This window comes from Methylobacterium terrae (genome assembly GCF_003173755.1).
Lineage (GTDB): Bacteria > Pseudomonadota > Alphaproteobacteria > Rhizobiales > Beijerinckiaceae > Methylobacterium > Methylobacterium terrae.
In genome coordinates, this window is record NZ_CP029553.1 from 4,840,001 (window position 1) to 4,864,064 (window position 24,064).

Here is a 24,064-nt window from a genome sequence, read left to right on the forward strand (position 1 = left end):
ACAACTCGTCGGCCTGCCTGTCGGCATCGGTACCCGCCCCGTCGTCCCGGGTTCCGGCTTGCGGCGAGGCCCGGAACGAGGGGTCGGCTGTCGCTTCGACCGGCCAGAGCCGGTCGAAGCGTGATTCACGCCGCGGGGCGGCCGTCGCGCCAGGGGCGTAGAGGGCCCGGGATGCGGAAGTCGCGCGGGACCGCGAAGTCGCGGGCGCCGCCGTGGGCGGCGGCGAGGCCGCCGGGGAATCCGCTGCGGTTGTGGTACTCGTAGGTGCCCCGCGGCGGCACGCGCTTGTCGGCGGTGAGACCCTGGACGCAGACGATGTCGGCGAGGGTCACGCCGGCCACCGCCGCGGTGGCGAGCGCCAGGTTGCCGGCGCGGGGGTTGTCGCCCTCGAAGCCGGTCGCCAGGGTCGCGAGGTCGACCGCGTCGCCCGCGACCCGGCCCCAGATCCACGGGGTCGGATCGTGGCTCATCAGGATGGCGGCGCCGGTCGCGACCTCGCGGGCGCCGTAGGCCTGGATCAGGGCCTCGCGGCCCTCCAGGCCCAAGGCCCGGCAGAGTGCGCGGGGCGCCAGGATCTCGGCGAGGCCGAGGCCGATCGAGAACCAGCCGAGGCCGCGGGCGAGCGCATCGTGCGCGGTGCGCGAGCGGGGATCGACGGTCCGTTTCATGGTCGAGCGCGTCATGGCCGGATCATCACCTTGATGCAGCCGTCCTGCTTGTCCCGGAACGTCCGGTACATCTCCGGCCCCTGCTCCAATCCCACCGTGTGGGTGATGACGAAGGACGGGTCGATCTGACCCTCCTCGATCCGCCGCAGCAGGTCGTCGCTCCAGCGGTTGACGTGGGTCTGGCCCATCCGGAAGGTCAGGCCCTTGTTCATCGCGGCGCCGAACGGCACCTTGTCGATCAAGCCGCCATAGACGCCCGGGATCGACAGCACCCCGGCCGGGCGGCAGACCATGATCATCTGGCGCAGCACGTGCGGCCGGTCGCTCTCCAGCATCACCGCTTGCTTGGCGCGGTCGTAGATCGCGTCGAGCGAGGTGGTGGCGTGGGCCTCCATCCCGACCGAGTCGATGCACTTCTCCGGCCCCTTGCCGTCGGTCATGTCGTTGAGCCTGGCGACGACGTTCGACTCCTCGTTGAGGTCGATCGTCTCGGCGCCGCCGGCGCGCGCCATGGTCAGCCGCTCGGGCACCCGGTCGATGGCGATGACGCGCCTGGCTCCGAGCAGGATCGCCGAGCGGATCGCCATCTGGCCGACCGGGCCGCAGCCCCAGATCGCCACCGTGTCCTCCGGCTGGATGTCGCACTGCACGGCCGCCTGCCAGCCGGTCGGGAAGATGTCGGAGAGGAAGAGGAGCTTCTCGTCGGGGATGCCCTTCGGCACCTTGATGTGGGTGGCGTCGGCGAAGGGCACCCGCAGGTACTCGGCCTGGCCGCCCGGATAGCCGCCGGTGAGGTGGGTGTAGCCGAACAGGCCCGCGGTGGTGTGGCCGAAGGCGGTCTCGGCGAGCTTGGCGTTGCGGTTCGAGCGCTCGCACACCGAGAAGTTGCCGCGCTTGCACTGCTCGCACTGGCCGCAGATGATCGTGAACGGCACCACGATCCGGTCGCCGACCTTCAGCGCCGTGTTGTCCCGGCCGACCTCGACCACCTCGCCCATGGTTTCGTGGCCCATGATGTCGCCCGACTTCATGCCCGGCATGAAGTGGTCGTAGAGGTGCAGGTCCGAGCCGCAGATGGCGCAGGAGGTTACCTTGATGATCGCGTCGCGCCCGTCCTCGATCGTCGGATCGGGGACCGTGTCGCAGCGGATATCCGCAGTGCCGTGCCAGACGAGGGCCTTCATCGCTGATCGGTCTCCGGGGCTCTCGTGCCGCGGAAGGCCGGGATTGGCTGGCCGCGCGCACGGGCCGCCCGCCGGCCAGGATGCTTATACTCCCTACCGGTAGACGGCGATGCTCGGACAACCGATCAGCGTTGGGGCTGTTCCTTGAAACCTAACGGGGTCGGGGCGCGGCGCCGCCGCGGCGCAGCTCCAGGGTCGCCCAGCCCTCGATCAGCCGGCGCCGGCGCAGGCGGAAGCCCTGCGCGGCGTAGGCCGAGAGCACGCCCGGCACGTCGCGGGGGATCAGGCCGGAGAGCACAAGGGTGCCGTCGCTGGCCACCGCGCGGGCGAGGCTGGGGGCGAGGCCCCGCAGCGGCCGGGCCAGGATGTTGGCGAAGACGAGGTCGTAGCCGCGGGCGACGCCGGCGAGCGGGTGGCGCAGGCCCGGCGCCTCGTAGAACGCCATCAGGTTGGCGAGCCCGTTGAAGGCGGCGTTGGTGCGGGCGGTCGCCACCGCCTCGGGGTCGAGGTCGCCGGCGATGACGCGGGTGTGCAGGAGGCGCGCCGCAGCGAGCCCCAGGATGCCGGTGCCGGTGCCGACGTCGAGGATGCGCCGGGGCCGGCGGCGCTTCACCTCGTCGACCAGGGCCATGAGGCAACCGAGCGTGGTGCCGTGATGCCCGGTGCCGAAGGCGAGCGCCGCCTCGATCTCGATCGGCAGGTCGTTCGGCTGCACCCGAGCCCGGTCGTGCGAGCCGTGGACCAGGATCCGGCCGGCCCGCACGGGCTTCAGCCCTTCGAGGGAGGCGCGCACCCAGTCCTGCTGGTCGATCGCCGCGAAGGCCGCCTCGTCGGCCGCGTCGCCGACGATCGGGCGGATCAGCTCGCGCACCGCCTCCTCGTCGGGCTCCTCGGAGAAGTAGGCCTCGAGGTGCCAGGTCCGGCCGTCCTCGGCCTCGAAGGCCGCGACGGCGGTCTCGGTCGGGTCGAAGACCTCGCCGATCAGGTCCGTCATGGCGCGGGCCGCGCGCTCGTTCGTGTCGAGTCGCAGCACGTGGGTCGGGCGGTGGGGCGGCAGGCCTTCGAGCATGCCCGCGCCCATAGCATCCGCGCCGGCCGCCGTCACCGCCCCGTCACGCGGGGGCGGCATCTCTCTTCGGCGCGCGCCGCGGCCCGCCGCCCCGGTGCCCCTGCGTGGCGTCGGCGGCACGGCCGGCCTGTCGCTGGGAAAACTTCGCCCGCCGCGGCGGAACCGGCGCGGCGGTTCGGCGTTCATAGCGGCGCCGGTCGTCAGAAGCCGGCCGTTGAAGGATCGTAAGATGCGTACCCGAGTTCGCGAGCAGGATCGGCCGGATGTCCCCGCCGGGATCGCTCTGGCTCCCGGGCGGGACTCCCCCGCCCTTCGGGATTCCGCGACTTGGCGCCGTACGGCGCCGCTCACTGCCGAGGATACGGCCCTGCCGGGCCGCATGCTCATGCTGCTCAGCCGCCTTCATCGGAGCGAGCTGCAGTTGAAGGCCGATTCGGAGGAGGCCGGCGCGTAGGCCCGCGCGGCGCTCGGGCGAGGCGGCCTCGCCTCGCCCCGGATGGCGGGCCCCGGACGATCGCGCCGCGACCATCCGGAGCCTTCGGTGACGTGGTGCGCGTCCTCACGCGCCGAGGCGCGACCCCAGGCGGGCATCCGGCACGTAGCCGCGGTTCCAGGTCGGGCTGATCACCACCTCGTTGAGGCAGACGTGCTTCGGCCGGGTCGCCACGAACAGGATCAGGGCCGCCATGTCGTCGGGCTGGAGCATGCGGGCGCGGTCCTCGGCGCTCACCGGCACCGGGCGCTTGTCGAGGATCGGCGTCGCGACCTCGGCCGGGCACAGCACCGTCGAGCGGATGCCGTTGACGCATTCCTCCATGTTGATGCTGTGGCTCATCGCCACCACGGCGTGCTTGGCCGCCGTGTAGGCCGGGCCGCTCACCGGGCTCACGTAGCGCCCGGCCCAGGAGGCGGTGTGGATCAGCACGCCGTCGCCCTGCCGGCGCATCAAGGGCAGCACCGCCAGCGAGGCGTAGAAGGCGCTCGACAGGTTGGCCGCGATCACCGCCTGCGCGCCCTCCGGCGAGAGGGCGTCCCAGCGCCGCTCGCGCACGTTGCTGCCGGCGTTGCTGACCAGCACGTCGAGCCGGCCGAAGCGCCCGGCGATGCCGTCAACGATCGCCTGGACGCGGGCGGCATCGGTGACGTCCCCGGGCTCGACCGCGGCCTCGCCGCCAGCGGCCGCGATGCGCTCGGCGAGCGCGCGCAACGGCTCCTCGCGGCGCCCGGTGAGCACCACCCGGGCTCCCGCGCCCGCGAGGCCCAGGGCCGCGGCCTCGCCGATGCCGCTGCCCGCGCCGGTCACCCAGGCGACCTTGCCGGTGAGATCGTGCGTCATGATCGTCTCCTCCCCGTCGTTGTGGTTCGGCGGCCGCGCGCCGTGGCAGGCCGTCCTTCGTGCCTGTCTGCCAAGTGACAGCGGTGGCGCGCAAGCCGGGGAGCGGTGGCTTCGCGGTGGATGAGGTTCGGCGGGGGAAGGTGGGACGCGCGAACGGCCTGATGGCGCTTGCAGGCGGACGGCTCCGCGAGACGGATGCTCGCCCGACCGTCCTTGACGATGTCGCGACGCGAAGCGTCGTCCCGGGCGGCGACACCCGGGAGCCATGAAGCGGGATCCATGAGGGCTGAGGATTCAGGACGAGGCGGAACGCGGCCCGCGCCGCTCGCGGTCATGGATCCCGGTTTCCCGGCTGCGCCGAGGCCCGGGAGGATGGGACGAGGTTTCGGCCTACAGGCCGGTTCCGGCTCTCCAAGTCGATCGACGAGGCCTCAGTGCAGGTAGCCCAGGAAGAACAGGATCAGGATGATCGGAAGCGGGATACCGATCAACCAGAGCAGCCCACCTTTCATCATCGTCGCCTCCATTGCTCCGTGAATACTCTTCTGCAGTACTAACGGAGCTTGGCGTGGTCTGGTTCCGAGCAGGTCGTCGGGCTCGGCGTTCGCGTCGGCATCGCCGGACGGCCGAACGCGGGCGATCCTCTCGACAGCGCTCCGCCCCGGCCGCTAAGCTCGGCAATACGCTGGAGAGGATGGCTCAGGGTGCGCAACCCGGATCCGCCGGCGGCTGGGGCGCCTCATGGCCGAGATCAAGATCGTCGCGGGCAGCTGCGGCAAGGGACGCGGCCAATACGAGGCCGGCGTCTTCACGACGCCCGACGGGATCGAGCGCGGCGTCGACGCGGTCGTCACGATCGAATCGCATGGCGGCGTGGCCGGGGAACGCGGCTGGGGCGAGCAGGTGCTGACCGGGATCAAGGGCGGCCTCGGCCTCGCCTCCACGCTCGATCTGACCGGCGCGGCCGGCCTCGCCGCCTCCGCCCTGGCAGCCGTCGAAGCCGACGAGAACCAGCCGAAGGCCCTGGTCGAGATCGCCTTCGTGGATGGCGGGTTCATCGTCGCCCTGGCGGATGCCCGGCTGACCGCCTTGGTGATGCATGACCGCGAGGTCCTGCGCGTCGGCTTCGCGCGAGCGGCGAACCGCGTCGCTGCGCTGCCCACCCCGGATGCTTCCGCCGGGCGCGCGCTTCAGGCCGCCGGCGATGTGGTTCAGGCCGCCGCGGAGGCCGCGGGCAACAGCCTGAATTCCGCCCTTGGTTTCGTCCGGCGGTCCGTCCGCCTGGAGCGGGGGTGAGTACCGCTCACGCCGCCCGCTCGACCGCCTCGCTCGCCGCCGCCACGCTGACCCGGTCGCGCCCGCGCGCCTTGGCTTCGTAGAGCGCCGCATCCGCCCGCGCGATCGCCGCCTGGATGTCGGGGTCGCACGGCGCGACGGCCGCGACCCCGATGCTCACGGTGACCGGGATGCCGGTGCCGCCATGGGCGATCTGCGCCGTCCGCACGGCGACGCAGAGGCGATCGGCGATCTGCGCGGCCTCGCTCGCGCCGAGGCCGACGAGCAGCACCACGAATTCCTCGCCGCCGAAGCGGGCGACGGTGTCGGTGCCGCGCACCGCCTCCGCCAGCAGGGCGCCGACGTGGCGGATCACCGCGTCGCCGGCATCGTGGCCGTGCTGGTCGTTGACGCGCTTGAAGTGATCGATGTCGACGACGAGCACCGCGACGCCGCTCCGGCCGCCGCGCGCCTGCGCGAAGGCGTCCTCGGCCGGTCCGGTGAAGCCGCGGCGGTTGAGGAGCCCGGTCAGGACGTCGGTGCCGGCGACCTGGCGCAGGTCCTCGATCTGGCGCCGGTAGAAGGCGGCGACGCGGGTCGAGCGCACGGTCGCGTCGCTGAGCTCGCGCTCGACGGTGCCGATGCGCCGCAGGAGCGAGCGCAGGGCCGCCGAGAGGGCGACGAACTCTCGTGCCCCGTCGAGGCGCGGTAGCGTGGTCGCGTCGGCGTCGCGGCCGATCCGGTCCGCCGCGGCGGTCATCCGCCGCAACGGCGCCGCGATCCGCCGGCCGAGCCACCAGGCGAGGGCGACGCCGACCAGGGCGGCGGCGGCGCCGAGGGCCAGGAGCGCCCGGACCGAGCGCTGCACCGGGGCCACGGCCTGCGCCTCGGCCCGGGTGGCGACCACGATCCAGCCGAGGCCCGGATCGCCCCCGGCGATCTCGGCCCGCTCGCCCTTCGCCGCCGAGGCGAAGCCGGCGAGCCGCCTCTCCCCGTCGATCGCGGCGGCGAAGGTGCCGCTGCCCTGCTCGGCCATGGCGCCGATCCGCGCCGGGCCGAACGGAGCCGTGCCGAGATGCGGTCCCAGGATCACGCGCCCGCGCCGGTCGAGCACCCACAGGTCGGTGCCGGCCGCGCCCTCGTCGAGGAGGCGGCGGCGCACCCGGGCGGCCCAGTCCCAGCTCAGGTGCCCGCCGAGCACCCCGATGACGCGACCGGCGCCGTCGCGCACCGGTGCCGCCACGTCGACGAGGCGCAGCGGCTCCGGCTCGCTGCGGAGGATGAGGCGGTTCAGCAGCACCGCCTCGTGCACGTCGCCGACATTCGGCCGGGCGAGGCCGGTCTCGAACCAGGCCCGGCCGCTCACCGTCAGATCCTCGAGCAGCCCCTCGGTGCCGACCCGCACCCGCCCGTCCGGCGCGACGAAGCCGAGCCAGGCGTAATCCGGCGCCGTCGTCCGCATGGCCGAGAGGACGCCGCGGATCGTCGTCGCGTCGCTGCCCCAGCGCTCGCGCAAGGGCTCGAGGGCGGCGACGACCTGGATCTCGCGGAACCGCTCCCGCAGGGTGGTGTCGAGGCTGTCCGCCATGCCGGCGGCGAGGCGGGCCAGGCGCGCCTCGGCGAGCCGGACGGCGCTCCGGCGCTCGAGCCAGACCGCCCCGCCCACCGTGGCGCCCACCAGGGCGAGGCAGAGCAGGCCGACCAGTGCGGCGAGCTGGTGCTCGAACCGGACTCGATTCCTGAACGACACGAGGGACCTCCGCGATCGGAGGACCGTTCTCCCGCCTCTCCCCCAACGATCGGTTCAGCCGATCGCTCGCATTCGAACGACCGGCCTTTCCCGTGGGGATGGGGGCCCTACGCCTCCGGATCGAGGCGGCGCCCCCGGCTGTGAAGCCGCCGCTCCCTCGCCCCGCGCTCGGCCGCGTCGGTGAGCTGGGTGATGAGGGCGCCGGCGGCGCCGAGCGGGATCAGCAGGAAGATCGTGCCGCCGTCCGGCCCGTTGACCTCGGCCGCCAGGGTGTCGCCGCCGTCGATGGTGCTGACGGCGGTGATGCTGGTGATCGAGAGAACCCGGGGTCGTGCGTCGTCGGTCATGCCTGCCACTCCTGCGGCACAGATGCCACGAAAGCGGCCCCGGACAACTCCTAACACGTCACGATCGAGAATGAATTCGGCTGCTGTGCAGAGACGATCGCCTTGAGGCCGACCGGCTCAGCGCCGGCCGGTGCAACGTCGCCCGCCGTCACGGGCCCGCGCAGGTGAGGCCGGCCCCGTCGGCGCGCGCGACCTGCGGGTAGGCGCAGACCGGCCGCGACCACAGGACCGCCCCGCCGGCGTCGCGCTTCGTCGCCACGAGCTCGCGCGGCGCCTCGCCGGCCTCGACCCAGCGCTCGAGCGCCGTCAGCGGATCGATGCCGGTATCGGCGATGCCCGGCCCCTCGGTGCCGATGCCGCAATGGTCCATGCCCGGGACCATGAACAGGCGCGCGGTCCTGGCCAGGGAATCGAGGCCGCCCGCGCCCTTGGCGAGCGCCTCGTAGAAGGCGACGCTCATGAACGGCGTGACCAGCGGATCGCCCCAGCCGTGATAGATCAGGAGCTTGCCGCCCGCGTCGCGGAAGGCCGCGAGGTCGGCGGCCGGGCGCACGGCGCCGGTGGCCGGCTCGTAGGTGGCGGCGTTGTAGGTCTGCGCCTGCGCCGCCAGCCGGGCCGGATCGGCGGAGACATCGAAATCGGCCACCCGGTAGGCCGGTCCGGGCGAGGGCCAGAACGCCATGTAGCGCAGGAAGTCGGCGGCGAAGAGCGGCAGGATCGCCGGCGCGTTGCCGAGCCCCGTGAGCCAGCGCGGCCAGTGCACCTCGGAGCCGAGCGGGATGCCGCCCGGGTAGAGCGCCCGGCCGGCGGCGTCGGTCGGGCCGGCATACCATTGCTCGAGCACCCCGACCTCCGCCTCGCTCAGGCACCCCGCCGCGGCGGTCCCCGTGCAGCGCAGGGACGAGGGCTTGAAGCCGCATTGCCGCGGATCGGCGACGAGCCCCTTGGTCGCCTCCGTGCCGCAGGCCGCCGCGACGGCGTCCGCCACGAGCTTGACCCGGGGCGTGGTCAGGATCGGCTTGCCGTCGGCGCCGGTATTCGCCTTCGTCACCCAGGCGAAGGTCGTGGCGACGAGGCCGGTATAGTCGAGGGCGGGCGCCCCGCTGATGATCCCGTCGAAGTCCTTCGGGTATTTCAGCGCCTCCATCGCCGCCATGCGTCCGCCGGTCGAGCAGCCGGCGAAGTACGACTTCGCCTGCGGCCGGTCGTAGAAGGCCCGCACCAGGATCTTGGAGGCCCGGGCGGTCTCGGTCACCGCGCGCTGGCCCCAATCCATCCGGGCGACGAGGTCGCCGGCCGCCCAGCGCCCGTCGGCCGAGCCGGTGCCCCAGTGGCCCGAATCCATCGTCGAGGCGGCGTAGCCCCGGCGCAGACCGTAATTCATCGCGTTGGTGAAGCCGGGCGCATCGGACGCGAGCGTGCCGCAGAACCCGCCGCAGCCGGTGCCGTAATACTTGCCGTTCCAGTTCTGGAGCGGCAGCCGCACCTCGAAGCTGATCGCCGGCCGCACGGTGCCGAGCACCCGGCAATAGGCCGGCAGGTCGCCGGCGGCCGGCACCTCGGCGGCGGAGTGGAGGTTGACCGCCTCGATCTTCAGGTTGGCGAGGGACCCGCACTCGCCCGCGAGCGCCGGTGCCGCCATCAGGCCGGCGGCCACGCCGACCGCAATCCCAACCCTGCGCCCCAGAACCGTCCGCCGCATCGTCCCCTCCCGGCTTTTCGATGAGCTTAACCGCAACCCCTTGCGCCGTCGCCAGCGGAATGCGCTAAACCCGCCGGAACGACGGATCAGGGCGGGAAACGCGATGGCAGGCACCACGGCCGGCGGGGGGCTCGAGGATTTCGGCACCTACGACTACATCGTGGTCGGGGCGGGCTCGGCGGGCTGCGTGCTCGCCAACCGCCTCTCGGCCGATTCCCGCCGGCGGGTGCTGGTGCTGGAGGCGGGCGGGCGCGACAACTGGATCTGGTTCCACATCCCGGCCGGCTACCTGTTCGCCATCGGCAACAAGCGGGCGGACTGGCTGTTCACCACGCAGGCCGAGACCGGCCTGAACGGGCGCCAGCTCGCCTATCCCCGCGGCAAGGTCATCGGCGGCTCGTCGGCCATCAACGCGATGATCTACATGCGCGGCCAGGCCGCCGATTACGACGGCTGGCGCCAGCTCGGCCTCGAGGGCTGGGGCTGGGACGACGTGCTGCCCTACTTCCTCAAGCACGAGGATCACATCGCCCCGCCGAACGGCTTCCACCGCTCCGGCGGGGAGTGGCGGGTCGAGCCGCCGCGGATCCGCTGGGCGATCCTCGACGCGATCCGCGACGCCGCGGAGGCCGCCGGCATCCGCAAGATCCCGGACTTCAACACCGGCGACAACGAGGGCTCGTCCTACTTCCAGGTCAACCAGCGCCGCGGCCGGCGCTGGAGCGCGGCGCGGGGCTTCCTCAAGCCGGCGCTGACCCGCCCGAACCTGCGGCTCGAGACCGGGATCCACGTCGAGCGGGTGCTGATCGAGGACGGCCGCGCCGCCGGCGTGGTGTTCGAGCGCGGCGGGAAGCGATGCCTCGCCCGGGCGAACGGCGAGGTGGTGCTCTCGGCCGGCGCCGTCGCAACCCCGAAGCTCCTCGAGCTCTCCGGCATCGGCGACGGGGCGCGGCTCCAGTCCCTCGGGATCGCGGTCGCGCACCACGCGCCGGGCGTCGGCGAGAACCTCCAGGACCACCTGCAGATCCGCCCGGTCTACAAGGTGACCGGCGTGCCGACGCTCAATCTCACGTACGCCAACCTCATCAAGAGAGGCTGGATGGGCGTGGAATACGCGCTGTTCCGCACCGGGCCGCTCACCATGGCGCCGAGCCAGGTCGGGGTGTTCACCCGCTCGTCCCCCGACTACGCCACCGCCAACCTCGAATACCACTTCCAGCCGCTCTCGCTCGACAAGTGGGGCGAGGGCCTGCACCCGTTCGGGGCCTTCACGGCGAGCGTGTGCAACCTGCGCCCGTCGAGCCGCGGCAGCGTGCACGCGGGCAGCCCCGACCCGCTCGCCCCCCCGGAGATCCGCCCGAACTACCTCTCGACCGAGGAGGACCGGCGGGTGGCGGTGGATTCGCTGAAACTCACCCGCCGCATCGTCGCCCAGGCGCCGCTCGCCCGCTACCGGCCGGAGGAGCACCTGCCGGGGCCCGCGATCGCCAGCGACGCCGACCTGCTCAAGGCCGCGGGCGACCTTGGCACCACGATCTTCCACCCCGTCGGCACCGCCCGGATGGGGGCCGACCACGATGCCGGGGCGGTGCTCGACGCGCGGCTGCGGGTGCGCGGGATCCGGGGTCTGCGGGTCGCCGACGCCTCGGCGATGCCGCGCATCACCTCCGGCAACACCAACTCGCCGACGATCATGCTGGCCGAGAAGGGCGCCGCGATGATCCTGGAGGATGCCGGCTAGTAGCAGCCGCCTGATCGCCTTGCGACACGGTCCACGACACGGCCTTCCGGCTGCGGCGGCAACTCCTCCCACCCGACACCTCGGGATGAGGGTGCGGATGGGACACGCCTGACGATCACGGGCTTTGCGCCAGTGTCGTGGACCGTGGCGTCGCGATCGTGCGCTGCTCCAGCCTTCCGATTGTGCCGCATTGTCGACGACGAACCGGTATCCGCTTCACCGGACGATGCGCTGGGGGCGCGGGCCCCGGCCCTACTCGGCCGCCATCAGCACCGGCGCCGCCGCCCGGTTTCCGGCGGACAGGTAGATCAGGCAGGAGCAGCGCAGCAGCGACGCGAAGTTGCGCACCTCGCCGTGGCGCTCCAGCACCTCGTCATGGAGCTTGGTGGCGAATTTCGCGACGCTCAGGCCCTCCTGGCGGGCGATCTCCTCCAGGATGCTCCAGAACGCGGTCTCGAGGCGCAGCGAGGTGCAGTGCCCGCCGATCCGCAGCGAGCGCGTCTCGTAGGCGTAGCGCTCCGGCGTCTGCTCGGCGAAGATCCGGCACATGGGGCTCCTCCTGTCCGTCTGTTGCCCGAGAATATTGACGCGGGAGGCGGCTCGGCAAGCCGCCGATGCGTCGCGGGCGAGACGATCGCCGCACGCCCATTCCCGCGCGCGACGGCCCCGGCGGCCGGGCGCGACGATCGACCATCGTCCCGTGCAGCCTTGGCGGTGACGCTGCGTTGAGTCTCGAACGACCGGGAGGGCACGCGATGGCGCGGGAGAGCGTAGCGGACGGGCTGATGCGGACGAAGCCGATCGACCGCCTGAGGCAGGACGCGGAGGGCGGCGGCCACGGGCTGGAGCGGACCCTCGGCCCCTGGAGCCTGGTCGGGCTCGGCATCGGGGCGATCATCGGCGCCGGCCTGTTCTCGCTCACCGGCATCGCGGCGGCGGAGAATGCCGGGCCGGCGGTGGTGATCTCGTTCGCCATCGCGGCGATCGGCTGCGCGCTCGCCGGCATGTGCTACAGCGAGCTCGCCAGCATGATCCCGGTCTCGGGCAGCGCCTACACCTACGCCTACGCCACGATGGGCGAGTTCGTCGCCTGGATCATCGGCTGGGACCTCGTGCTCGAATACGCGGTCGGGGCCGCAACCGTGTCGGTGAGCTGGTCGAAATACGTCGCGACGCTGCTCCAGGACTGGGGCATCACCCTGCCGCCGCGCCTCCTGCACTCGCCGTTCGAGACGGTGCAGCTCGCCGACGGCTCGAGCGTGCACGGCCTCGTCAACCTGCCGGCGGTGCTGATCCTGTGCCTGATCTCGCTGCTCCTGATGCGCGGCGTGCGCGAATCGACCCGGGTCAACGGCGTGATCGTGGTCGTGAAGGTCGCGGTGGTGCTCGCCGTCGTCGGCGTCGGCCTGTTCTACGTCAAGGCGCAGAACTACGTGCCGTTCATCCCGCAGAACACCGGCACCTTCGGCGAGTACGGCTGGAGCGGCATCATGCGGGCCGCCGGCGTGGTGTTCTTCGCCTATATCGGCTTCGACGCGGTCTCGACCGCCGCGCAGGAAGTGAAGAACCCGCAGCGCACGATGATGGTCGGCATCCTCGGCTCGCTCGCCATCTGCACCGTGCTCTACATCGCCTTCGCGGCGGTGCTGACCGGCCTCGTCCCCTACGCCTCGATGAAGGGCGACGCGGCGCCCGTCGCCACCGCCATCAAGCAGACGCCGTTCCCCTGGCTCCAGAGCCTCGTGACCCTCGGCGTCATCGCGGGCTTCACCACCGTGATGCTGGTCCTGCTCTACGGCCAGTCGCGGGTGTTCTACGCCATGGCGAACGACCGGCTGCTGCCGAAGTTCTTCGCCGCGATCCATCCGACCTGGCGCACGCCCTACCGCTCGAACCTGTTCTTCATGGTGTTCGCGGCCTTGCTCGGCGGCTTCACGCCGATCAGCACGCTCGGTCACATGACCAGCATCGGCACGCTGCTCGCCTTCATCATCGTCTGCGCCGGCGTCGTCATCATGCGGCGCACCCACCCGGACGAGCCGCGGGGCTACCGCGCGCCGCTGGTGCCGTTCGTGCCGGCGGCCGGCATCCTGGTCTGCCTGGCGATGATGCTCTCCCTCGACGGCGAGACCTGGCTGCGGCTGGTGGTCTGGCTCGGCATCGGGCTCGCGATCTATTTCGGCTACGGCCGGCGCCACAGCCGGGTCGGCCGCGAGGCGGCGCGCTGATCGCTTCGCCGGGGGCGGGGGCTCTTCTCTCCCCGCCGGGCTCGCCTCCCCCCCGGCGGGCATCTCTCTCCCCTGGCGGGCATCTCTCTCTCCCCTGGCGGGGCCTGGCGGCACTGCGCTAAGGCAGTACGATCCCGCGCACGGCGCGCCAGGAGGCCATCGTCATGGAGATCAACCGGAGCGGGTCCCGTCCGTCGCAGACGGGCTCCGCGGAGTACTTCACCGGCCGGGTGCGGATCGATCCGCTCACGAGCCCGCCGGATCCCGCCCGCGTCGCCGGCGCCCACGTCACCTTCGAGCCGGGCGCGCGGACGGCCTGGCACACCCACCCGCTCGGCCAGACCCTGATCGTGACGGCCGGCCTCGGCTGGGCGCAGGTCGAGGGCGGTTCGATCGAGGAGATCCGGCCCGGCGACGTGGTGTGGTTCCCGCCCGGCGAGCGGCACTGGCACGGGGCGAGCGCCACCACCGGCATGAGCCACATCGCCATCCAGGAGAAGCAGGACGGCAGCGCCGTGACCTGGCTCGAACCCGTGACCGACGCCGAGTACGGCGCACGCTAGAGGTCTTCCCATGCCGCACGTCATCGTCAAGCTCTATGCCGGCCGCAGCGACGAGCAGAAGCAGCGCATCGCCGACGAGGTCACGAAAGCCCTGATGACCGCCACCGGCTGCTCGGAGGGGTCGGTCTCGGTCGGCGTCGAGGATGTCGCGCCGAGCGCCTGGACCGCCGCCGTCTACGAGCCCGACATCGTCGGGAAGGCCGACACGATCCTCAAGAAGCCGGGCTACGCCCCGGCCTGATCGGACGGGGGCGGGGCCGCTACCCCACCCCCGTCGGCCCGTCGAGCGTCAGCCGCACCCGCCGCGCCAGCTCCATCCGCCGGTAGGGCTTGTTGAGGATCTCGAACTCGCTGCCGCCGGCATCCGTCCGCTCGATCGAGGCCTCGGCGTAGCCGGTGGTGAGCAGCACCTTGATCCGCGGCTGGCGCTCGCGCGCGGCGCGGGCGAGCAGCACGCCGTTCATGCCGCCGGGCATGACCAGGTCGGAGAACAGGAGGTCGACCTTGTCGCTGCGGTCGAGCACCTCCAGCGCCGCGGGGGCGCCGTGGGCGACGAGCACCGTGTAGCCGAAATCCTCCAGGATCACCCGGGCGGTCTCGGCGACGTCCGGGCGGTCGTCGACCACCAGGACCGTCTCGGTGCCGGTCCGGTCGGCGGCCCGCGGGGCGGGGCGGCGCTCGGCGGTGACCGCCTGGTCGGTGGCCGGGAAGAGCAGGCGGACGGTGGTGCCGTGGCCGATCTCCGAGGTGATGCGCACCGTGCCGCCGGACTGCTTGGCGAAGCCGTACACCATGGCGAGGCCGAGGCCCGTGCCGCGGCCCTCCTCCTTGGTGGTGAAGAACGGCTCCATCACGCGCGCCAGGATCTCCGGCGGCATGCCGAGCCCGGTATCCTGCATCTGCACCACCGCGTAGGGGCCGGGCCGCACCATCAGCAGCAGGGCCGTCTCGTCGTCGACGGTCAGGTTCTCGGTCCGGATCGTCACCGTGCCGCCGCCGGGCATCGCGTCGCGGGCGTTGAGCAGCAGGTTGAGCAGCGCGACCTCGGCCTGGGTCGGGTCGATGCGGCAGTTCCACAACTCGGGCGACAGGTCGGTCCTGACCACGACGTGGTCGCCGAGCGTGCGCCCGGTGATCTCGTTCATGCCCCGCACGAGGGTGTTGAGGTTGAGCGCCCGCCCGTCGAGGCGCTGCTTGCGGGCGAAGGCGAGCAGCTGATGGGTGAGGCGCGCCGCCCGGTCGGTCGCGGCGCGGATCGCCTCGCCGGCGCCCGTCAGCCGGGTCGCGTCGATCCGCGGGTGTTCGGCCAGCGCCAGCACCACGTCGGTGTAGCCGCCGATGACCTGGAGCAGGTTGTTGAAGTCGTGGGCGATGCCGCCGGTGAGCTGGCCCAGCGCCTCCATCTTCTGGGCCTGGTGCAGGGCCTGCTCGGCGTCGCGGCGGCGCGACACGTCGAGCTGCGAGCCGAAGAAGTACACCAGCTCGCCCTTCTTGTCGTAGACCGGCGAGATGAACAGCGCGTTCCAGAAGGTCGAGCCGTCCTTGCGATAGTTCAGGATCTCGGTGGCGATCTCCTTCCGCTCGGCGATGGCGCGGCGCACCTCCGCCACCGTCTCGCGGTCGGTCTCGGGGCCCTGCAGGAAGCGGCAATTGGAGCCGACGAGCTCCTCCGGCGCGTAGCCGGTCATGCGCAGGAAGGCCTGGTTGGCGAAGACGATCGGGTTGTCCGGCTGGTGCGGATCGGTGACGATCATCGGCATCCGCGTCGTCTCGACGGCGGCGAAGAAGATGTCCGAATGCGTGTCGGTCACCGCGCGCGGGCCGCGCGACGTAACGGCGGGCCCGAGGCCGCCGAGATCCGGCTTCTCCGATATGTCCGCCATCGAACCCCCGTGCCGCCGGCTGAGCCACACGGCGGCGCGGTCCGGCTCTACTTGCGAGTACAGATAGGCGCCGCGCGGATATATCAAGATGCGCCAGTAAATGGCGCGCGATTTTCAAGGAGCGCGACTTTGTCGCGCGGTCACGGTTCAAGAGCGCGACTTTGTCGCGGTTGGAGCGGAACCGGTCCCGCCGCGACGGCCGCGAGGGAACGATTTCCCCGTGGCGGTCGGTAAGTCCCGAGGCTAGGTTCGTGGCGCCCGTCTCGCTTGTCCGCGATCCTCTTCAACCGCGAGGTTTCGATGCAGCCCGCCACCGTCCCGGACGTGACCTTCCACACCCGCGTCAGGAACGACGCCCTCGGCGGCCCGAACCCGTTCGAGTGGAAGGACCTCACCTCGGCCGAGGTGTTCGGCGGCCGCAACGTCGTGCTGTTCGCGCTGCCCGGCGCGTTCACGCCGGCCTGCTCCGACGACCACCTGCCGGGCTACGAGCAGCACGCCGACGATTTCGCCGCGCTCGGCATCGACCAGGTGATCTGCCTGTCGGTCAACGACGCCTTCGTGATGTTCCAGTGGGCACGCTCCAAGAACATCGAGAAGGTGTTCATGCTGCCGGACGGCAATGCCGACTTCACGCGGCAGATGGGCATGCTGGTCAAGCGCGGCCGGCAGGGGATGGGGATGCGCAGCTGGCGCTACTCGATGCACGTCGAGGACGGCACGATCGGCAAGATGTTCGTCGAGCCTGGCTTTCGCGACGATCCGCCGGGCGTCGGCCTCACGGTCTCGGATGCCGGGACGATGCTCGACTATCTGAAGAGCCGGTAGCGGCGGCCGCCAGCACGATCCGGGCGGCGCTGCGGCTCGGGTCGTCGCCGTCGGGCAGCCGCATCGTGGCGTCGAGGCGGGCGAGCGCCGCCTCCTGCGCCGCCCGGGCCGGTCCCTCGGGCAGGAGCGGACCGAGCGCGGCGGCCAGGCGCTCCGGGGTGCATTCGGCCTGGATCAGCTCGGGGATCGCGTTCTCGGCCAGGATCAGGTTCGGCAGCACGATCGTCGGCACCTGGATCAGGCGGCGCACGATCACCTCCTCGATCTTCGGCACCTGGTAGGCGACCACCATCGGCACGCCGGACAGCGCCAGCTCCAGCGTCACGGTGCCGGAAGCGGCGAGCGCGGCCCGCGCCCGCCGGAAGGTCGCGAGCTTGTCGGCCTCTCCGTCGATCAGGCGCGGCCGCACGGGCCACGAGCCGGCCAGGCGCTCGATCAGGGCGCGGTGGCGGGCCACCGCCGGCAGCTCGACCGTGAAGGCGTGGCCCTGCGCCCGCAGGAGCGCCAGGGCGGCGCCGAAGATCGGCATCAGGCGCTCGATCTCGCTGCGGCGCGAGCCCGGCAGCACCGCGAGCACCGGCTCGGGCGCCTGCCGGGCCTCCCTCTCGGCGGGGCCGGGGCGCAGCTCGCCCAGGCGCTCGATCAGCGGGTGGCCGACATAGGTGCAGGCCGGGCCGCCGAGGCGGCGATGGGCGTCGGGCTCGAACGGCAGCAGGGCGAGCACGTGGTCGATGTAGCCGCGCATCGTCTTCGCCCGCCACGGCCGCCAGGCCCAGACGCTCGGGCTGACGTAATCGACCACCGGGAGGTCCGGCACCTGCCGGCGCACCCGGCTCGCCACCGCGTGGGTGAAGCCCGGGCTGTCGATGATGACGAGCACGTCGGGGCGGGCCGCCACGCAGGCCCGCACGGTCTGGCGGATGCGCCGCATCAGGAGGCGGATGCGCGCAGCCACCGCGAGGTAGCCGATCACCGCCACGTCCTCGAGCGGGAACAGCGAGTCCAGGCCCTCCGCCGCCATCGCGTCGCCGCCGACCCCGGCGAGCGCCAGCGGCCTTCCTGAGAGGGCGCGCAGCGAGCGGATCAGCTTGGCGCCGAGCTGGTCGCCGGATTCCTCGCCCGCCACCAGCCAGATCGTGAGGGGGCGATCGCTCCCGGACGGGTCGTTCACGGGGCGGGCTCCGGATCGGGCTTCAGGCCGAGGAGGAACAGGCCGAGGCGGTCGGCGAGCGCCACCGTCTCGGGCCGGTCGAGGACCAGGGTGTCGCCGGCCCCGACCGCGATGCCGAGGCAGCCGGCCTCCGCGGCGCGCTTCACGGTGCGCGGGCCGATCGCCGGCAGGTCGACGCGCAGGTCCTGGCCGTCCTTCGCGCGCTTGACCAGCACCATCCCGGCGGGCGGGCGCCCGAGGCCGAAGGGGCGGCGGGCGAGGGCCCGCGCGCGGGCCAGCATCCGGTCGGTGCCCTCCGGCCCCTCGACCGCCAGCACCCGCCGGCTCGCCACCACGGCGGCCTGGCCGACATCGTGCGGCGACAGGCTGGCGAGCAGCGCCCGGCCGGCCGCGATCGAGGCCTCGGCCGCCGCGTCGGGTTCGAGCGCGCCGAGGCGGCCGGTCGGCGCCATCAGGGTGGGGGCGAGGTCGCGCACGCCGAGCACCTGGAGGCCGTGCTCTTCCAGCAGGGCGAGCACGCCGCGCAGGAGGTGGTCGTCGCCGCCCGAGGCCAGCGAGCGCAGCGCCTCGCGGTTGCGGTAGGCCGCGAGCGTGTTGAGGAGGGCGGCCGGGCTCGGCCGCGCCACCGCGCCGGCGAGCGTCACGCCCGCGGGCGCCCAGCCGCACAGGGTGTCGAGGGCGCCGCGGACGTCGAGGAGGTCGACCGTGGCGTCGGCCCGCCGCCGGGTCGCCGGATCGGCGAAGCCCCGGATCGCGAGCACCCGGCAGGAGCGCCCGGCCCCTTCGAGGGCGGCGGCGATGAGGAGCGGCAGCCGGCCGGCCCCGGCGACGATCGCGACCGGACCCTTCGGGGCCGGGACCGGCGCGGCCTTCGCCGCCGCGGCCGCCATCACGCGGCGCCCGGCGCCTCGCGCGGGGTGCAGACCGAGCGCTTGCCGCCCTCGCGGATGAAGGCCAGGATCTCCTGCACGATCGGGTGCTGGTCGAATTCCGCCGCCACGTCCTCGACCCGTTCCATCAGGGTGCCCTCGAGGGCGAAGAGCAGGCGGTAGGCGCGGCGCAGCGCGTGGATCTCCTCGCGGGAGAAGCCGCGGCGCTGCAGCCCGATGATGTTGAGCCCCGACAGGTAGGCGCGGTTGCCGACCGCCATGCCGTAGGGGATCAGGTCGTTCTCGAGCCCCGAGAGGCCGCCGACGAAGGAGTGGGCGCCGACCCGGGCGAACTGGATCACCGCGGCGCCGCCGCCGAGGATCGCGTAGTCGCCGACCTGGCAATGGCCGGCCAGCATCACGTTGTTGGAGAAGACGACGTGGTTGCCGACCCGGCAATCGTGGCCGACATGGCTGTTGGCGAGGAACGCGCAGGAATCGCCCACCACGGTGGCGAGCCCGCCGCCGGCGGTGCCGGGGTTCATCGTCACGCCTTCGCGGATCTGGCAATCGGCGCCGATCGTCAAGGTCGAGTCCTCGCCGCGGAACTTGAGGTCCTGCGGCGGATGGCCGATCGACGCGAAGGGGTAGATCCGGGTGCGCGGGCCGACCGTGGTGCGGCCGGCCACGACGACGTGGCTCACGAGCCGCACGCCGTCGCCGAGCCGGGCTTCCGGCCCGACATGGCAGAACGGCCCGATCTCGACGCCGGCGCCGATCACCGCGCCGTCCTCGACCACCGCGCTCGGGTGGATGCGGGTTTCCGGAACCGCGCTCGCCTGGACCTCGCTCATTCGGTCACCAGCATCGCGCCGATCTCGGCCTCGGCCACCAGCACGCCGTTCACCTTGGCCTCGCCCTTGAACCACCACATGAAGCGGCGGTTGCTGGTCTTGCGCATGTGGTACTCGACCACGTCCCCCGGGACGACCGGCTTGCGGAACTTCGCCTTGTCGATGGTCATGAAGAAGACCTTGCTCGGCTTGGCGTCGCCCTTGAGCTTGTGGGCGCAGCAGATCGCGCCGGCGGTCTGGGCCATGCCCTCGATCAGCAGCACGCCCGGGAAGACCGGTGCGGTCGGGAAGTGACCGGTGAAGTGCGGCTCGTTGATCGTGACGTTCTTGATGCCGATGCAGCTCTCGTCCCGGTCGATCTGCACGATCTTGTCGATCATCAGGAACGGGTAGCGGTGGGGCAGGAGCTCCATCACCCGCAGGATGTCGGCCGTACCCAGTTCGGCAGGCATCTCGGTCATGGCGTCAGGCTCCCTCGTGGCGGGCCGGACCGGCAGGGGCCGGTCGGGCGAATCGTGCGCCGTCTTTGGCGAGAAGTGCGGCGGATGCAAGCCCTTTGCGGCACGAGCGCGGCGGGCGACGCGCCGGCCCGCGCGCCCTCAGCCCTCGCCGCCCGCGTCGCGGGCACGCGCGGCGAGGTTCTTGAGGGTCGTCATCTCGCGGAACCACTCGCGCACGGGCTTGGCCGGGGTGCCGCCCCAGCGGGAGCCTGCCGGCACGTCCTTGTTGACGTTGCTCGAGCCGGCGATCTGGGCGCCCATGCCGATGCGCAGGTGGCCCACCACCCCGACCTGGCCACCGAGGACGACGTAGTCCTCGAGCGTCGTCGAGCCCGAGATGCCGACCTGGGCGACGATCACGCAGTGGCGGCCGATGACGACGTTGTGGGCGATCTGCACCAGGTTGTCGATCTTGGTGCCCTCGCCGATCACCGTGTCGCGGCTCGCGCCCCGGTCGATCGTGGTGTTGGCGCCGATCTCGACGTCGTCCTGGATGATGACCCGGCCGACCTGCGGCACCTTGAGGTGGCCGCCCGGCCCCATGGCGAAGCCGAACCCGTCCTGGCCGATGCGGGCGCCGCCATGCACGATCACCCGGTTGCCCAGATAGGCGTGGAGCACCGAGGCGTTGGGGCCGACCGCGCAACCCCGCCCGATCCGCACGCCCGGGCCGACGACGCAGCCCGCCGCCAGCACCGTCTCGGCGCCGATCTCGGCCTCCGGCCCGATCACCACGCCGGGATCGACGATCACCCCGGGCTCGAGCCGGGCGGTCGGGTGGACGAAGGAGCCGGGCGAGACGCCGGTGGCGGAGAACAGCGAGGTCGGGCGCGCGGCGCTCGGGAACAGGCGCGCCAGCACCTTCGCGAAGCCCCGGTAGGGCTGGGGCGTGACGAGCGCGATCGTGCCGGCGGGGACGCGAGCGGCGAAGCGCGGCGAGACCAGGCAGGCGCGCGCGCGCGTGGTCCCGAGCGTCTCCGCGTACTTGGCGTTGTCCATGTAGGCGAGGTCGTCCGGCCCGGCGCTCTCCAGGGGCGCGGCGGCGCGGATCACCGCCTCGCCGTCGGAATCCGGCGGCAGGCTCGCGCCGGAGAGCGCCGCGACCTCGCGCAAGGGGACGGGGCCCGCGAGGGGGAAGAAGACCGGTTCCGACATCACCTGCATCCGCTGGGGCACGCCCGCCCGTGATGGGGGGCCTGTCTTGGGGGAGGGCGCCCGGACTAGCGGGTTGCGCCGGAGGGCACAAACGAAAACGGCCGCGGGGCTCGATGCCCCGCGGCCGCGGATCCGAGAGCGGGCGCCGTCGGCGCCCGCCGGAGGAGGTCTTAGAAGCGCGAGCCGCCCGAGAAGCGGAAGGCCTGCGTCTGGTCCTTGCCGACCCGGCCGTAATAGGTGCCGTCGGCGCCGAAGACCTTCTGTCCCTCGTCCTTGGAGAGGGCATAGGCGTAGTCGAAGCGGATCGGGCCGAGCGGCGAGTTCCACAGGATCGACGCGCCGACCGACGAGCGGATCGTGGCCTTGTCGCGGACGTTCACGCATTCCGGCTCGACGCCGATCGTGAGGGCGTTGAAGTTGCAGGCGCCGGTCGGAGCCTGGCCGTTGATGAAGCCGTCGCGGTTCACGTCGAAGGCGCGGCTGCCCTTGTAGCCGAACAGCGTACCGGCATCGGCGAAGACCGCGCCTTTCAGGCCGAGGTCGCGGGGCAGGCCCCAGATCGGGAACTGCACCTCGACCGAGGCGCCGACATAGGTCGTGCCGCCGATCGCGTTCGAGCGGGCGTCGGCCGAGCCGACGTCGCGCGGGCCGATGCCGTTCGGCGCGAAGCCGCGCACCAGCGACGGGCCGAGGAAGAACTGGTCGGTGACGCGGAGCGCGTTGCCCTCCGTCGGCAGGACGTGGCCGCCCTGGAACTTCACGAAGCCGACGACGTCCTCGTAGAGCTCCTTGTAGTACCGGGCCTCGCCGGTGACGCGGAAGAACTTCGAGTCGCCGCCCAGGCCCGCGAATTCGGGCTTCAGCTCGCCGTAGAAGCCGTTGCGCGGCAGCTGGAGGTTGTCGAGCGTCGAGTAGGCGAGCGTCACGCCGGCGAGCGAGGTCAGCGTCGAGCCGACCGCCTCCTTCAGCGCGATCGAAGCCTCGCCGTCATAGGCGCAGTTCGGGTAGAGCGCCTGGCTCGGGAAATTCGGGTTGAGCTTGGTGTAGCCGGCGATCGGGAACGAGCAGTCGTTGTACGGCCGCTTGAGCGTGTTCGGGATCTTCAGGTCGGTGTTGTAGATCGAGTAGCGCAGCGTGATGCCGAACTCCTCGGTGATCGGCAGGCCGAGGCGGAGCTGGCCGCCGACCACGTCGGTCACGTAGCGCGAGTAGCGGGTCTGGTCGCTGTACTTGTTGAAGACGTCGAAGCCGGCCGCCAGGCGGTAGCCGAGGAAGTACGGCTCGGTGAACGAGAAGTCGACGCCGCGGGTGTACTGGCCGGCGGTGCCGGCGAGGCGGACGTACTGGCCGCGGCCGAGGAAGTTCGATTCCGAGACCGAGACCTCGCCGATGATCCCGTCCGCCGTCGAGTAGCCGCCGGCGACCGAGAACGAGCCGGTCGGTTGATCCTCGACGTCGATGTTCACGACGACGCGGTCGGGAGCCGAGCCCGGCTCGTTGGAGAACCGGACCTTCTTGAAGAAGCCGAGGCCGTTCAGCCGGCGCTCGGCCCGGTCGACCAGCACGCGGTTGTAGGCGTCGCCCTCGGTCAGGTCGAGCTCGCGCCGCACGACGTAGTCGCGGGTGCGGGTGTTGCCGCGCACGTTGATGCGCTCGATGTAGACCTTCGGGCCGTCCTCGACGATGTAGCCGAGGGCCACGGTGCCGGTGGCGCGGTCGCGCTCGCCGGTCGGGCGGACCTGCGCGAAGGGATGGCCGTTGCGCGCCACCGTCGTGGTGACGCCGGTGAGCGTCCGCTCGACGTCCTCGGCGTTGTAGACGTCGCCGACGCCGGTGCGCAGCTCGTCGCGCAGCACGGTGCCGTCGACGCCCGGGATGCGGGAATCGACCGAGACCGCGCCGACGCGGTACTGCTGGCCTTCCTCGACCGTGATGGTGATGATCCAGCCGCCGGCGGCGTCGTCGAAGCGCGAATCGGCCGAGGCGATCCGGAAGTCGGCGTAGCCGTTCTTCAGGTAGTAGCGCCGGATCAGGTCGAGGTCGTTGGCGAGGCGATCGGGATCGTAGACGTCCGAGGTCTTGACGAAGCTGAGGAGGTTCATCTCCGACATCGTCATCAGGTCCTTCAGACGGCCGTCCGAATAGACCTGATTGCCGACGAACTTGATTTCCTTGACGCCGGTCTTGTCACCCTCGTCGACGGTGTAGACGACGTCGACGCGACCGTTCGGCAGGTCGACGGTGCGTACCGAGATCTTCGCCGAGCCGCGGCCGGCGCGGCGGTAGACCTCGCGGATGCGCTCGAGGTCGGAGTTGACGGTCGCCTGGCTGTAGGGCCCGCGCGCCTTCGACTCGACGATGCCCTCGAGCGTTCCCTTCTCGACCTTCTTGTTGCCCTCGAAGACGACGCGGTTGATCGTGTTGTTCTCGCGAACCGACACGACGATGCGCCCGCCCGAATGCGACACCCGCACGTCCGAGAACATGCCGCTGGCGATCAGGTTGCGGCGGCCCTCCTCGGGCGACACGCCGACCACGTAGGAGCGGACCGTCTCGGCGTCGATCCGGGAATTGCCCTGAACGACAATCTGCTGCGCGAAGGCGCTGCCGCTGGCGGCGATGGTAGCGGCCATGACAATGGCGCCCTTCGCCGACGCACGCCGGCGCTTACCCGTCATCGACATCATCAAATGGCCCGTCTCATTTTTTGTCGGCACGGGTTTGCACCCGCAGACGATCGCCCTCTCGCGAAGGCGAAGGCCCCTGGTCCTAAGCCCCGCTTCTATCGGGAATCCCTGGCGAAGCAAACGCCACGCTCCCAGCAGACCGGGATTTTGCCCAGACGTTGCCTTCCTGTCACGGGCTGCGGCCACGCTTTTCACAGGGCAGGGTCAGCGCGCGGTGAACGGCGCCCCGGGGCGAACGCCCCGGAATGGCACGC

21 protein-coding genes are annotated in these 24,064 nt (G+C 72.0%); 6 read left to right on the forward strand and 15 right to left on the reverse strand.

Going from position 1 to position 24,064, the window contains the following annotated elements:
* Nucleotides 1-125: 125 nt before the first annotated feature.
* From DK419_RS22415 to DK419_RS22435, 4 genes are all read right to left on the reverse strand, one after another.
* Complete coding sequence (locus DK419_RS22415; protein ID WP_245442632.1) at nucleotides 126-683, reverse strand: cyclase dehydrase; 558 nt, start codon at nucleotides 681-683, stop codon at nucleotides 126-128.
* Nucleotides 680-1,852: a zinc-dependent alcohol dehydrogenase gene (locus tag DK419_RS22420; RefSeq protein ID WP_109961048.1), complete on the reverse strand. Its 1,173-nt coding sequence runs from the start codon at nucleotides 1,850-1,852 to the stop codon at nucleotides 680-682. Before DK419_RS22420 ends, DK419_RS22415 begins: the two co-directional genes overlap by 4 nt.
* A 151-nt stretch (nucleotides 1,853-2,003) precedes the next feature.
* Nucleotides 2,004-2,921 (reverse strand): 50S ribosomal protein L11 methyltransferase, encoded by a 918-nt coding sequence (locus DK419_RS22425; RefSeq protein WP_109962445.1) that lies wholly within the window; start codon nucleotides 2,919-2,921, stop codon nucleotides 2,004-2,006.
* A gap of 559 nt (nucleotides 2,922-3,480) precedes the next feature.
* Nucleotides 3,481-4,257: an SDR family oxidoreductase gene (locus tag DK419_RS22435; RefSeq protein ID WP_109961050.1), complete on the reverse strand. Its 777-nt coding sequence runs from the start codon at nucleotides 4,255-4,257 to the stop codon at nucleotides 3,481-3,483.
* A gap of 741 nt (nucleotides 4,258-4,998) precedes the next feature.
* Here DK419_RS22435 and DK419_RS22440 point away from each other — a divergent pair.
* Complete coding sequence (locus DK419_RS22440) at nucleotides 4,999-5,553, forward strand: hypothetical protein (RefSeq protein ID WP_109961051.1); 555 nt, start codon at nucleotides 4,999-5,001, stop codon at nucleotides 5,551-5,553.
* Nucleotides 5,554-5,560: 7 nt separating this feature from the next.
* Here DK419_RS22440 and DK419_RS22445 read toward each other — a convergent pair whose 3' ends face one another.
* The 3 genes from DK419_RS22445 to DK419_RS22455 all read right to left on the reverse strand — a co-directional run bounded on the left by DK419_RS22445 (nucleotide 5,561) and on the right by DK419_RS22455 (nucleotide 9,286).
* Entirely contained in the window at nucleotides 5,561-7,282 is a 1,722-nt protein-coding gene (locus DK419_RS22445) for a sensor domain-containing diguanylate cyclase (protein ID WP_109961052.1), read from the reverse strand.
* Between the two features lie 107 nt (nucleotides 7,283-7,389).
* A complete protein-coding gene (locus DK419_RS22450; RefSeq protein ID WP_109961053.1) occupies nucleotides 7,390-7,629 on the reverse strand; it encodes a hypothetical protein in 240 nt (79 codons plus the stop codon).
* A 148-nt stretch (nucleotides 7,630-7,777) separates the two neighbouring features.
* On the reverse strand, nucleotides 7,778-9,286 hold the full coding sequence (locus DK419_RS22455; protein WP_162561360.1) for a tannase/feruloyl esterase family alpha/beta hydrolase: 1,509 nt from the start codon (nucleotides 9,284-9,286) through the stop codon (nucleotides 7,778-7,780).
* A gap of 148 nt (nucleotides 9,287-9,434) precedes the next feature.
* Here DK419_RS22455 and DK419_RS22460 point away from each other — a divergent pair, with 148 nt between their 5' ends.
* Entirely contained in the window at nucleotides 9,435-11,072 is a 1,638-nt protein-coding gene (locus DK419_RS22460) for a GMC family oxidoreductase (protein ID WP_109961055.1), read from the forward strand.
* A gap of 252 nt (nucleotides 11,073-11,324) precedes the next feature.
* Here DK419_RS22460 and DK419_RS22465 read toward each other — a convergent pair whose 3' ends face one another.
* Nucleotides 11,325-11,621 carry a ribbon-helix-helix domain-containing protein gene (locus DK419_RS22465; protein ID WP_109961056.1) on the reverse strand — a complete coding sequence of 99 codons (297 nt, stop codon included), beginning with the start codon at nucleotides 11,619-11,621 and terminating at the stop codon, nucleotides 11,325-11,327.
* Between the two features lie 206 nt (nucleotides 11,622-11,827).
* Between DK419_RS22465 and DK419_RS22470 the strand changes: the two genes are divergently transcribed.
* The 3 genes from DK419_RS22470 to DK419_RS22480 all read left to right on the forward strand — a co-directional run bounded on the left by DK419_RS22470 (nucleotide 11,828) and on the right by DK419_RS22480 (nucleotide 14,104).
* Nucleotides 11,828-13,300, forward strand: a complete 1,473-nt coding sequence (locus tag DK419_RS22470; RefSeq protein ID WP_109961057.1) for an amino acid permease — start codon at nucleotides 11,828-11,830, stop codon at nucleotides 13,298-13,300.
* Between the two features lie 164 nt (nucleotides 13,301-13,464).
* Nucleotides 13,465-13,863: a (R)-mandelonitrile lyase gene (locus DK419_RS22475; RefSeq protein WP_109961058.1), complete on the forward strand. Its 399-nt coding sequence runs from the start codon at nucleotides 13,465-13,467 to the stop codon at nucleotides 13,861-13,863.
* A 10-nt stretch (nucleotides 13,864-13,873) separates the two neighbouring features.
* On the forward strand, nucleotides 13,874-14,104 hold the full coding sequence (locus DK419_RS22480) for a tautomerase family protein (RefSeq protein ID WP_109961059.1): 231 nt from the start codon (nucleotides 13,874-13,876) through the stop codon (nucleotides 14,102-14,104).
* A gap of 19 nt (nucleotides 14,105-14,123) precedes the next feature.
* On the opposite strand, the gene DK419_RS22485 is transcribed toward DK419_RS22480, so the two are convergent.
* On the reverse strand, nucleotides 14,124-15,746 hold the full coding sequence (locus tag DK419_RS22485) for a histidine kinase famiy protein (RefSeq protein WP_109962446.1): 1,623 nt from the start codon (nucleotides 15,744-15,746) through the stop codon (nucleotides 14,124-14,126).
* A gap of 300 nt (nucleotides 15,747-16,046) precedes the next feature.
* Between DK419_RS22485 and DK419_RS22490 the strand changes: the two genes are divergently transcribed.
* Nucleotides 16,047-16,574, forward strand: a complete 528-nt coding sequence (locus tag DK419_RS22490; protein ID WP_109962448.1) for a peroxiredoxin — start codon at nucleotides 16,047-16,049, stop codon at nucleotides 16,572-16,574.
* Here the strand turns inward: DK419_RS22490 and lpxB are convergent.
* The 6 genes from lpxB to bamA form a co-directional block, all read right to left on the reverse strand.
* Nucleotides 16,525-17,745 (reverse strand): lipid-A-disaccharide synthase, encoded by a 1,221-nt coding sequence (gene lpxB / locus DK419_RS22495; RefSeq protein ID WP_245442634.1) that lies wholly within the window; start codon nucleotides 17,743-17,745, stop codon nucleotides 16,525-16,527. The two genes, DK419_RS22490 and lpxB, sit on opposite strands and share 50 nt — an antisense overlap.
* A complete protein-coding gene (locus tag DK419_RS22500; protein ID WP_109961060.1) occupies nucleotides 17,742-18,635 on the reverse strand; it encodes an LpxI family protein in 894 nt (297 codons plus the stop codon). The genes lpxB and DK419_RS22500 overlap by 4 nt, the downstream gene beginning before the upstream one ends.
* Complete coding sequence (gene lpxA, locus DK419_RS22505) at nucleotides 18,635-19,468, reverse strand: acyl-ACP--UDP-N-acetylglucosamine O-acyltransferase (protein ID WP_109961061.1); 834 nt, start codon at nucleotides 19,466-19,468, stop codon at nucleotides 18,635-18,637. The genes DK419_RS22500 and lpxA overlap by 1 nt, the downstream gene beginning before the upstream one ends.
* Complete coding sequence (gene fabZ / locus DK419_RS22510; RefSeq protein ID WP_425352679.1) at nucleotides 19,465-19,920, reverse strand: 3-hydroxyacyl-ACP dehydratase FabZ; 456 nt, start codon at nucleotides 19,918-19,920, stop codon at nucleotides 19,465-19,467. Before fabZ ends, lpxA begins: the two co-directional genes overlap by 4 nt.
* A gap of 147 nt (nucleotides 19,921-20,067) precedes the next feature.
* Nucleotides 20,068-21,123: a UDP-3-O-(3-hydroxymyristoyl)glucosamine N-acyltransferase gene (lpxD, locus tag DK419_RS22515; protein WP_109961063.1), complete on the reverse strand. Its 1,056-nt coding sequence runs from the start codon at nucleotides 21,121-21,123 to the stop codon at nucleotides 20,068-20,070.
* A gap of 170 nt (nucleotides 21,124-21,293) precedes the next feature.
* The gene (bamA, locus tag DK419_RS22520; protein ID WP_109961064.1) at nucleotides 21,294-23,810 is read right to left on the reverse strand and encodes an outer membrane protein assembly factor BamA; all 2,517 of its coding nucleotides are present in this window, start codon (nucleotides 23,808-23,810) and stop codon (nucleotides 21,294-21,296) included.
* Between the last annotated feature and the right edge of the window lie 254 nt (nucleotides 23,811-24,064).